The following is a 10,457-nucleotide window of genomic DNA, read 5'->3' as shown; positions in this document are numbered from 1 at the left end:
TTCTGACCCGGCGACCTGTAAGCCGTTGTTCCGTGTCAGTGGAGGCGCATTATAGGCAGTTCCTGACGGGTGACAAGTGTTTCTTAAAAAAAAATAACCAACCGATTATTTTTTCATCAAAAGATGAAAAAAACACCATTACACGGCCATTTTTGCAGCAAAACTGCGTTTAAAAACCTTTTTTGGGCATCACGATAATGGACAGCCTGGTGCTATTCTTTACCCATTGCAGGTTTGCCTGCTACCTCCAAGAATAAAAAGGATGCCCAATGATAAAATCCGCGCGCAGTATGGCCGGACTTCCGTGGATTGCCGCCATGGCCTTCTTTATGCAGGCGCTGGATGCCACGATACTGAATACCGCTCTTCCCGCTATCGCCCACAGCCTTGACCGTTCTCCCCTGGCGATGCAATCCGCCGTCATCAGTTATACCTTAACCGTTGCCATGCTGATCCCGGTCAGCGGATGGCTGGCCGACCGCTTCGGCACCCGCAAAGTGTTCATCATTGCCGTTGCACTCTTCACCCTTGGGTCGCTGGCCTGTGCCCTTTCCGGCTCGCTGACCATGCTGGTTGTCTTCAGGGTGGTGCAGGGGATTGGAGGAGCAATGATGATGCCGGTGGCAAGGCTGGCATTGCTCAGGGCTTATCCCCGCAGTGAACTGCTGCCGGTGCTGAACTTTGTCACCATGCCCGGCCTGATTGGGCCGGTACTCGGGCCGATGCTTGGCGGTGTGCTGGTAACCTATGCCACCTGGCACTGGATCTTCCTGATTAATATCCCGATGGGGATCCTTGGTATTATCTACGCGCGTAAATACATGCCCGACGTCACCACGCCTAAACGCCGCTTCGACCTGCTGGGCTTTATGCTGTTTGGTCTAGGGTTAGTGCTGCTGTCCAGCGGGATTGAGTTGTTCGGAGAGAAAATTGTAGCCAGCAGCATTGCACTGGCCGTAACGGCGGGAGGCATCCTGTTACTTCTTCTTTATATAGTACATGCACGACGTCACCCGACTCCGCTGATCCCGTTGCCGATGTTTAAAACCCGCACCTTCTCTGTCGGCATTCTGGGTAATATCGCATCCCGGCTGGGCACCGGCTGTGTTCCCTTCCTGATGCCGCTGATGTTGCAGGTTGGCTTCGGCTATTCCGCCATTCTGGCTGGCTGCATGATGGCTCCTACCGCCGTTGGCTCGCTGCTGGCGAAGTCTACGGTGACTCAGGTGCTGCGCTGGTTCGGTTACCGGAAAACGCTGGTCTGGATTAGTGTCATTATTGGTGTACTGATTGCCAGCTTTGCGCTGCAAACACCGGCAATGGGTCTGGTTATTCTGCTGCTGCCGCTGTTTATCCTGGGAATGGCGATGTCGACTCAGTTCACCGCAATGAACACCATTACTCTGGCAGATCTGAACGACAGCAACGCCAGTAGCGGCAACAGCATGCTCGCCGTCACTCAACAATTGGCGATCAGTTTCGGCGTGGCAGTCAGCGCCGCAGTGCTTCGCTTCTATGAAAACTTTGATGGCACCACCGTTCAGCACTTCCATGCCACCTTCCTGACGATGGGCGTGATCACGGTGCTTTCAGGGTTGGTGTTTATGCTGCTGAAGCCCGGCGATGGCAGGCATCTGATCACCAACCGGGAAAAGCGCCAAAAACGCGCTTAAATATCCACGACAGAGCCACGCTCAATCAGTTCCGGCGTCAGCACCAGCAGCTGCTGGCTGGCGCCCGGTTCAGCAAGTCGGTGGATCAAGGTATCAATCGCCAGTTCTCCCAGCTCATCTTTCGGCTGGTGTATGGTGGTCAGTGGCGGCGTCATGTAGCGAGCCAGTTCGATATCGTCATAGCCAATTACAGCAATATCCCGCCCGACCGCAAGCCCTGCCTGAAACAGCGCATGATAAACGCCTACCGCCATCGCATCATTACTGGTGAAAATAGCCTGCGGCAGCGGGTCGACCGACAGTAACTGATGCATCGCGTTATAGCCGCCTTCAAACTCAAAGTCACCGCTCACCACATAATCTGGCAGGATCGGCAGGCCAGCCGATTTCATCGCCTGCCGGTAACCCTCCAGACGCAAACGAGCCGGGGTTTTATCCTGAGGGCCGGCAATACAGGCAATGCGCGTGTAGCCGCGCGATATCAGATAACGTGTCGCCATCTCGCCACCCAACAGGGAATTATCCTGAATAATGTCGCTGCCGCCTTCAAAGGGCGACCAGTCCATCATTACTGATGGAATAGAAGGATAGCGATTCAGGATCTCTGCTGAAGGGATATGGCTTTCGGTACACATGATCAACAGTCCATCGACCCGCTTTTGCAGCAGCGTTTCAAGACTCCGGTTCATGCGATCTTCATCACCTTCGGTATTGCACAAGACCAGACTGTAGCCGCGTTCGAAGCAGCTACGTTCCACGCCACGAACGACCTCAGAATAAAAGGGGTTGCTGCTGGCGGTCAGCAACATGCCGATCGTCCGCGTCTGGTTGAGTTTGAGACTGCGGGCTAGCGCCGAAGGTGCGTAATTGAGCTGGGTTATCGCCGCAGTGATTTTTTCGCGAACCGCTTCGCTGACGAAGCGGTTGTTATTAATGACGTGAGACACAGTTGAAGTTGACACACCGGCAAGCCGCGCGACATCTTTCATGGTAGCCACGAGTTACTCCTGCTGTAGCAAGAAGCTGTCGGTTTCATCGCGCCAGGGCACCGAGGGTTGCGCACCGGCGCGGGTTACCGCAATGGCCGCCGCCGCATGGGCAAAGCGAACCGCCTGATCCATTGGCTTATCTTCCAGCAGAGCGGTGATCAGCGCTCCGTTGAAGGTGTCCCCAGCGGCAATAGTATCAACCGCTTTTACCCTGAAACCGGCAATACGCTGCCCGTTGCCGTTTTCACTCAGCCACACCCCCCGGCTGCCCAGCGTAATCAACACGCTATAGATCCCTTTATCATGCAACACGGTTGCTGCACGCGCCGCATCTTCATCAGACTCGATATGCACGCCGGTCAGAATTTCCGCTTCTGTTTCGTTCGGCGTAATCATATCAACCAGCGCCAGTAATTCGTCTGAAAGCGGCGTTGCCGGAGCCGGATTGAGGATAACCTGCGTCTGGTGCTGACGGGCAATTTTCGCCGCCGCCAGAACACTTTCCAGTGGGGATTCCAACTGCATTAAAAGTGCATCGGCGTCGGCAATAGTTTGCTGATGTTTTTCCACCAGTACCGGAGTCAGTGCCGCATTCGCCCCTGCATGGATGGCAATACTGTTTTCACCTTCAGCATTAACGAAAATCAGCGCCACGCCCGTGGATTCGCCTGCCACTACTTCAACTGGCGTCACATCGATTTTGTCTTCCACCAGCTGCTGGCGAATACGCTGACCAATATCATCTTCGCCCACGCAGGCCAGGAAGGATATATTCGCACCGCTGCGCCCGGCGGCCACAGCCTGGTTTGCGCCCTTACCGCCAAAAGCTACCTGATACTGCTTTCCGATCACCGTTTCGCCGGGACGCGGAAACTGAGTCAGATTAAGGATATGATCCGCATTAACGCTGCCAAGGACAGCCAGCTTGCCGGTTTTTTTCATCAGGGAATCGTCCAGAAAAAGGCGCCACCTGTGGAAGGTGGCGCGTGCCGTACTGATTTATTTAGTGACCAGCTTCAGATCAACCGGATTGATTGCCTGAACTTTCTGGCCCTTCAGCACTTTATCAGCAGTATCCACGCCGATAACGCCGATTTGTTCTGGCTGCTGTGCCACTGTCGCTGCCAGTTTGCCGCCTTCAACTGCTTTCACGCCATCTGCGGTGCCATCGAAGCCGACCACCACCACATCGGATTTGCCCGCAGTTTGCAAGGCACGCATCGCACCGAGAGCCATCTCATCGTTCTGCGCAAACACTGCCTGCACGTCCGGATGAGCGGTCAGCAGGTTCTGCATCACGTTCAGACCTTTGGTACGGTCAAAATCGGCAGGTTGACTGGCGAGGATAACAAATTTGTGCGCGTCTGCCGCAGTTTTAAAACCTTCGCCACGCTCGCGTGCTGCTGACGTTCCTGCAATGCCCGACAGTTCGATAATTTTGGCGTTATCGCCGAGTTTCTTCGCGATGTAATCACCAGCCATTTTACCGCCGAATCGGTTATCCGAGGCGACGTGGCTGACAACTTTGCCCTGGGCCGCCACGCGGTCAAGGGTGATCACCGGAATGTTGGCCTGGTTAGCCATTTTTACCGCGTTGCCTACCGCATCAGAATCCGTTGGGTTGATCAGCAGCAGTTTGGTGCCGCGCACGGTCAGATCCTGCACGTTTGCCAGCTCTTTCGCCGGGTTATTCTGCGAATCCAGCACCACCAGGTTGTAGCCCAATTTGTCGGCTTCCTTTTGCGCACCGTCTTTCAGCGAGACGAAGAACGGGTTATTCAGGGTGGAAACCACCAGCGCAATGGTGTCTTTCGCCATGGCATTTGCGCTCAGCGTGGTGCCGAGCAGAACGGCAAGGGCTGTCAGTTTGGTCATTTTCATCATAAATTCCTGTAGGGGAGAGTTATTTACTGCTTTTGTTATCCACCAATACCGCCAGCAAAATCACCACAGCTTTGACGATCATTTGGTAGTAAGACGAAACGCCGAGCAGGTTGAGACCGTTGTTAAGAAAACCAAGGATTAGCGCCCCGATCAACGTGCCCATAATGCGTCCCTTGCCGCCTGCCAGACTGGTGCCGCCCAGCACCACCGCCGCAATGGCATCCAGTTCATAGCCCGTGCCCGCTGTCGGCTGAGCCGAGGAGAGACGGGCAACTTCAATGGTGCCTGCCAGCGCGGCCAGCATGCCACACAGGGCATAAACGATAATTTTGACGCGATTGACGCTGATCCCGGACAGGCGAGTAGCCGTTTCATTGCCACCCAGCGCGTAGATATAGCGGCCCAGGCGGGTGTGATGCAGCATGCACCAGGCCAACCCAAATACCAGCGCCATCAGCCAGACCGGCGTCGGGATCCCCAGCGGACGGCCAATACCGAACCAGCCAAACAGATCGGCATTGTCATTAAAGCCAGTGTTGATCGGGCTGCCGTTGGTGTAGACCATGGTCACGCCACGCAACAGCAACATCATTACCAGTGTGGCAATAAAGGCCTGAACCTTGCCTTTCGCCACGATGGTACCGGTCACTGCACCGATCGCTGCGCCAAGGGCCAGAGAAGCCGCGACGGCCACCAGCGCGTTCACTTCCAGGCCCACCAGCGAAGCACCCACCGCACCGGTCAGCGCCAGCAGCGATCCCACCGACAGGTCGATGCCCGAAGTCAGGATAACCAGGGTCATCCCCACCGCCATGATGGCGTTAACCGAGGTCTGCTGCAGGATGTTGAACATGTTGTTCAGGGTGAAGAAATTCGGGCTCATGCTGGAGACGATGGCAATCAGCACAATCAGTGCGATCAGTGACTTCTGCTCCAGCAGCCAGGCCTTGCTGAAAAAACGGGTGCTCTGAAGGGTTTGGGTACTCATTGTTATGCCAGCTCCACGCTATGTTGCTTACCTACTGCCGCCGCCATCAACACTTCCTGCGAGGCTTGTTCAATCGGGAAATCACCGCTCAGGCGACCTTCGTGCATCACCAGCACGCGATCGCTCATGCCCAGCACTTCCGGCATTTCCGAGGAGACCAGGATGATGCTCAGCCCCTCTTCTTTAAACTGATTGATTAACTGATAAATTTCTTTTTTTGCCCCCACGTCCACGCCGCGGGTAGGCTCGTCGAGGATCAGCACTTTTGGTCGGGTCATCAGCCCACGGGCGATAGCGACTTTTTGCTGATTTCCTCCTGACAGCAGGCCAATTGGCTGGTTCATCGACGGCGTTTTAACGTTAAAAAGTTTGATAAAGTCACTGACGGCCAGTTGCTCTTCCGCATGTTTCAGGCGGCCGCCGCTGCGGCTGAAGTAGTCCAACGCGGTAAGAGACATGTTCTCTTTCACCGACATCCCCAGTACCAACCCGTCACGTTTACGGTCTTCTGAGATATAAACGATGCCGTTCTGCAGTCCTTCTTCCGGCGAACGAGTCTGCACGCTCTTACCGTCAAGTGTCACGCTACCAGCGCTGCGCGGCAGAGCACCGTACAGTACCTTCATCAGTTCCGTGCGCCCCGCGCCCATCAGACCAGCCACACCCAGAATCTCCCCTTTACGCAGCGAGAAGCTGACATCCGCGACACCCGGCCCGCTGAGGTGCTCCACCTGCAGGCGAACGTCGCCTGGCGCTTTATCGAGGCGCGGATACTGCTCTTCGAGTTTGCGGCCCACCATCATCTCAATCAGCGAATCTTCATTCAGAGTGTCGACCGCCCGCTCAGCAATAAACTGCCCGTCGCGGAAAATCGTCACGTCATCGCAGATTTCAAAAATCTCTTTCATGCGGTGGGAGATGTAGACGATGCCGCAGCCCTGCGCTTTTAGCTCACGGATCACCCGAAAAAGCGAGGCGGTCTCGGTATCGGTCAGCGCATCGGTCGGCTCGTCCATCACGATCACTTGCGACTCGAAGCTCAGCACCTTAGCAATCTCCACCATCTGCTGATCGCCAATCGACAAATCGCCCACCAGCTTGTGGCTGCTGAAGCGCAGGTTGAGCTTTTTCAGCAGCACATCCGCTTCAGCGTGCATTTTCTTCCACTGGATACGGCCAAAACCGTTCACAAACTCACGCCCGAGGAAGATATTTTCCGCAACGCTGAGCTGAGGGATCAGGTTGAGTTCCTGGTGAATAATGCCAATTCCCGCCTCCTGGGAGGCTTTTGGCCCGTTGAATGAAACTTCATTACCCAGCCAGGTGATCGAACCAGCATCACGGGTGTAGATCCCGGTCATCACCTTCATCATGGTTGATTTTCCGGCCCCGTTTTCCCCCACCAGGGCCATCACGCGGCCAGGGTAAACAGCCAGCGCCGCTCCCGAGAGCGCTTTCACGCCGGGGAAGGATTTATCTATGCCTTGCAGTTGCAGTAAAGGTTGCATGACGGCCTCAGAAGGTCACGCCAGCACAAAGGATGACGTTGGCATAAGGGGAACATTCCCCGCTGCGGATCACCGCCTGGCTGTGCTGTGTTTGCTGTTTGAACTGATGATGACTGACGTACTGAACAGTGATGGTGTTGCCCTGGTGTTGTTGCAGCAAATCGAGCAGGGCGAGCAGTTCACTATGAAGCTGTGGGTTATGAGATTTGATCTCTTCCGCGATGACGGCACTTTCTACCTGCATCTCTTCGGTCACGGCCTGTACCACCTGCATAAAACTGGGAATACCTTTCATCAGCGCCAGATCGACACGCTGCGGCCCGGCCGGAATGGGCAGACCAGCATCGCCAATGACCAGGCTGTCGGTATGCCCCAGGCGGGATACCAGGGACGAGATTTCAGAATTCAGTAAGGTGCCTTTTTTCATCATTCACTCCAGAGCGAAACGTTTCGCTGATCGGGAGTGTAAAAAATTGCGGGGGGAAAACAATCGCAGAAAGGTGAAATTGTGATCGCCATCGAAACGTTTCGCTCGCGGCGAAGAAAGTTTGACTTAGTCTGCAGAAGGTAGGAATTAAAAGGGCTGGCAGGAAGCTGGCTTGCGGATAGCCGTCAATAAAAAATGCGTCGGGTATTTCCTGCTGGTCATCTCAGGGTACCCAGCCACACCAGTACCTGGTGCAGCTGGCAAACAAGCTGCAGGTCAGACTTAACCCTGAATTTTGCGGATCTGTTTCACGTCAACTTCAACTGAGTTGAAGTCTTTGTCGATTTTGCCCTGCAGTTCGACTTTGTCTGTTGGCGTTACAGTCTGTCCTTCCCAGCGCTTGTGGTCGATCTCAACCCTGATTGAGCCGGTAGCATCGTGGAACAGGTAATCTTCATCGCCCACACGCTTTTCAATATTACCGCGCATCGTAACCCAGGCATCATCCGGCAAATCCTGCGCCTGTTTTACGCTGGTCAGTGCCCCATTGGTTGCCACAAAGCCCCCTTTCTGCGCTGCGACCGCCGGTGCGGCCGGATCGCTGAAGCCACCGGTCTGGGCAGCAAGTACAGGAGTGGAAACCAGAGCGGCAATGGCCAGTAAAGCAGCTGTCTTTTTCATCGTATTCACCTTTTTATTTATCCTTGTTCCCTGGAAGGGGTACGTGTTCTTCAGGACGGATTAAAACAAAAGGTTCTTAACGGGATCTTAAGATGAATCATCCTGCGGATTTATTTCTGTATTTTGTCGAAAAAGCGCAATTTCCGTCGATCTTGAGTATACAAACCGTAACCCTGTCTCGTATAAAGCCGTTATCTACAGAAGGAATCTACCATGCGAATTTTAGTCATTGAGGACGATCGGCTGATTGGTGACGGCATCCGGGCCGGCCTGGTTAAAATGGGTTTCAGCGTTGACTGGTTTACCGACGGCAGGGAGGGGAAGAGTGCTTTATCTGCCGCGCCCTATGATGCCGTGGTTCTGGATCTCAGCCTGCCCGGTATTGATGGCCTGGAAATCCTGCGCCAGTGGCGGCAATCGGGTCGCGATGAACCGGTGCTGATCCTGACGGCAAGAGATGCGCTGGAGCAGCGGGTTGCCGGGTTGCAGCAGGGCGCGGATGACTATCTTTGCAAGCCTTTTGCCCTCAGCGAGGTCGCCGCGCGGCTGCAGGCGTTAATTCGCCGACGCCACGGGCAGCTCCTGCCCACACTGAATCACGGTGCAGTGGTGATGGAAACCGGATCGCACACGGTCACGCTTAACGGTGAGCCGCTGCCGCTAAAGGCACGCGAACTGGCATTGCTGGAACTGTTCCTGATGAATCCCGGCCGGGTACTGACCCGTGCCCAGCTGGAAGAAAAGCTCTACGGCTGGGACGATGATGTTTCCAGCAATGCTGTTGAAGTGCATATCCATCACTTGCGTAAAAAACTGGGCAGCCAGTTTATCCGCACGGTCCACGGTGTGGGCTACACGCTGGGAGAACCGCTTTGAGCCGTCTGAGTTTACGTCTGCGGCTGATGCTGGGATTTATTCTGCTGACGCTGATCTGCTGGGGAGCGGCAAGTCTGGGCTCCTGGTGGCAAACCAGGCACAACATCAACAAATTGTTTGATACACAGCAGATGCTGTTCGCCAAACGCCTGGCGGCGATGAATCCGGAGCAGATGAGTCACCAGGCGCTGGTGCTGCCGAAAAGCAAAAAGATGCTGAGACATCATCACGGTGAACAGGATGACGACGCGCTGGCTTTTGCTGTGTTTACTCCAGACGGCAGGATGGTGATGAATGACGGCGACAACGGCAGAGATTTTCAGTTTCTCTACAATCGCGACGGCTTCACAGACGCCAAACTGAAGGGGGACGATGACTTGTGGCGGCTGGTATGGCTCAGCACACCGGATAAGCGTTACCTGGTGGTAGTCGGCCAGGAGTGGGAATACCGCGATGATATGACCAGAGACATCGTGGAGACCAACCTTGTTCCGTGGCTGGTTGCCCTGCCGATTATGCTGCTGCTACTACTCTGGCTGGTCACGCACGAGCTGGTGCCGCTGAAAAGGATCGCCCACCAGCTCCGCCAGCGCTCGCCTGATGACAGTTCGCCATTACAGGAGAACCGGGTGCCGCAGGAAGTCCGTCCGCTGCTGGAAGAGCTGAATGCATTGTTCGCCAGAACAGGTGAGATGCTGGTGCGTGAGCGCCGCTTTACCTCGGATGCTGCCCATGAACTGAGAAGCCCCCTGGCCGCGCTGAAAGTACAAACCGAAGTGGCGCAGCTGGCACATGACGATCAGGCTATGCGCCATCATGCCCTGACCAATCTGGATGAGGGGATCGATCGTGCGGCACGGCTGGTGGATCAGTTGCTGACGCTCTCCAGGCTGGAAAGCGATGAACAGCTGGAGAAGCAGCCGGTGGATCTGCAACAGCTACTGCAACAGGCAGTAGTGGATCATTATGGCAATGCACAGTCGCAACGAATAGAACTCATGCTGGCAGCACCGGACACGCCGGTTATCCGCTCTGGCAACGCGCTGTTGTTGTCTCTGATGCTGCGTAACCTGCTGGATAACGCCATTCGCTACAGCCAGCCGGGCACACGGGTTGAACTGAAGCTGACCCTGCAGGGAATAGAAGTGGTGGATAACGGTGTCGGGGTCAGTGCGGAGGCGTTGCAACGGCTGGGTGAGCGTTTCTACCGGCCACCAGGACAGGAGAAAACCGGCAGCGGCCTTGGGCTGTCAATCGTCAGTCAGATAGCCAGGCTGCACGGGATGCAGGTGAGGTTTGCGAATCGGGAAGAAGGCGGGTTCGCCGTAAAGATCAGTTGGTAACGTAAAGGCGGAATTTATTCCGCCCTCGTTTCGCGATATTTACACAGTACGTATGCAGAGAGCATTCAGGGAAGACGCTTTTTGCGTC

Annotated in this window: 10 protein-coding genes; 3 read left to right on the top strand and 7 right to left on the bottom strand. The window is 55.2% G+C overall.

What is annotated here, in order from left to right:
* Positions 1–269: 269 nt before the first annotated feature.
* The gene (mdtD, locus tag AC3Y5R_RS22655) at positions 270–1,673 is read left to right on the top strand and encodes a multidrug transporter subunit MdtD (protein WP_489923207.1); all 1,404 of its coding nucleotides are present in this window, start codon (positions 270–272) and stop codon (positions 1,671–1,673) included.
* Here mdtD and rbsR read toward each other — a convergent pair.
* The 7 genes from rbsR to AC3Y5R_RS22620 form a co-directional block, all read right to left on the bottom strand.
* Entirely contained in the window at positions 1,670–2,671 is a 1,002-nt protein-coding gene (rbsR, locus tag AC3Y5R_RS22650) for a ribose operon transcriptional repressor RbsR (RefSeq protein ID WP_489923206.1), read from the bottom strand. The two genes, mdtD and rbsR, sit on opposite strands and share 4 nt — an antisense overlap.
* Before the next feature lie 3 nt (positions 2,672–2,674).
* Positions 2,675–3,604 (bottom strand): ribokinase, encoded by a 930-nt coding sequence (rbsK, locus tag AC3Y5R_RS22645; protein WP_489923205.1) that lies wholly within the window; start codon positions 3,602–3,604, stop codon positions 2,675–2,677.
* A gap of 57 nt (positions 3,605–3,661) precedes the next feature.
* Positions 3,662–4,543 carry a ribose ABC transporter substrate-binding protein RbsB gene (rbsB, locus tag AC3Y5R_RS22640; RefSeq protein WP_489923204.1) on the bottom strand — a complete coding sequence of 294 codons (882 nt, stop codon included), beginning with the start codon at positions 4,541–4,543 and terminating at the stop codon, positions 3,662–3,664.
* A gap of 22 nt (positions 4,544–4,565) precedes the next feature.
* A complete protein-coding gene (gene rbsC / locus AC3Y5R_RS22635; protein ID WP_489923203.1) occupies positions 4,566–5,534 on the bottom strand; it encodes a ribose ABC transporter permease in 969 nt (322 codons plus the stop codon).
* Between the two features lie 2 nt (positions 5,535–5,536).
* Entirely contained in the window at positions 5,537–7,042 is a 1,506-nt protein-coding gene (gene rbsA, locus AC3Y5R_RS22630; protein ID WP_489923202.1) for a ribose ABC transporter ATP-binding protein RbsA, read from the bottom strand.
* 7 nt (positions 7,043–7,049) lie between these two features.
* The gene (rbsD, locus tag AC3Y5R_RS22625; protein ID WP_489923208.1) at positions 7,050–7,469 is read right to left on the bottom strand and encodes a D-ribose pyranase; all 420 of its coding nucleotides are present in this window, start codon (positions 7,467–7,469) and stop codon (positions 7,050–7,052) included.
* Between the two features lie 282 nt (positions 7,470–7,751).
* Positions 7,752–8,150 carry a YgiW/YdeI family stress tolerance OB fold protein gene (locus tag AC3Y5R_RS22620; RefSeq protein ID WP_158782477.1) on the bottom strand — a complete coding sequence of 133 codons (399 nt, stop codon included), beginning with the start codon at positions 8,148–8,150 and terminating at the stop codon, positions 7,752–7,754.
* Positions 8,151–8,363: 213 nt separating this feature from the next.
* Here AC3Y5R_RS22620 and qseB point away from each other — a divergent pair, with 213 nt between their 5' ends.
* Both qseB and qseC read left to right on the top strand, forming a co-directional pair.
* Entirely contained in the window at positions 8,364–9,026 is a 663-nt protein-coding gene (gene qseB, locus AC3Y5R_RS22615; protein WP_489923201.1) for a quorum sensing response regulator transcription factor QseB, read from the top strand.
* Positions 9,023–10,369, top strand: coding sequence for a quorum sensing histidine kinase QseC (gene qseC, locus AC3Y5R_RS22610; RefSeq protein ID WP_489923200.1), 1,347 nt, complete (start codon positions 9,023–9,025; stop codon positions 10,367–10,369). The genes qseB and qseC overlap by 4 nt, the downstream gene beginning before the upstream one ends.
* Positions 10,370–10,457: the final 88 nt, after the last annotated feature.

It is taken from the genome of Erwinia sp. 009765445 (assembly GCF_058137865.1).
Note: the sequence above shows the minus strand (reverse complement) of the source record. Positions and strands in the feature narration are given on the sequence as shown.

Excerpts from the sequence above, each read along its gene's own strand:
- mdtD (WP_489923207.1), top strand. The coding sequence starts at position 270 with ATGATAAAATCCGCGCGCAGTATGGCCGGACTTCCGTGGATTGCCGCC.
- rbsK (WP_489923205.1), bottom strand. The coding sequence starts at position 3,604 with ATGAAAAAAACCGGCAAGCTGGCTGTCCTTGGCAGCGTTAATGCGGAT.
- rbsB (WP_489923204.1), bottom strand. The coding sequence starts at position 4,543 with ATGAAAATGACCAAACTGACAGCCCTTGCCGTTCTGCTCGGCACCACG.
- rbsC (WP_489923203.1), bottom strand. The coding sequence starts at position 5,534 with ATGAGTACCCAAACCCTTCAGAGCACCCGTTTTTTCAGCAAGGCCTGG.
- rbsA (WP_489923202.1), bottom strand. The coding sequence starts at position 7,042 with ATGCAACCTTTACTGCAACTGCAAGGCATAGATAAATCCTTCCCCGGC.
- rbsD (WP_489923208.1), bottom strand. The coding sequence starts at position 7,469 with ATGAAAAAAGGCACCTTACTGAATTCTGAAATCTCGTCCCTGGTATCC.
- AC3Y5R_RS22620 (WP_158782477.1), bottom strand. The coding sequence starts at position 8,150 with ATGAAAAAGACAGCTGCTTTACTGGCCATTGCCGCTCTGGTTTCCACT.
- qseB (WP_489923201.1), top strand. The coding sequence starts at position 8,364 with ATGCGAATTTTAGTCATTGAGGACGATCGGCTGATTGGTGACGGCATC.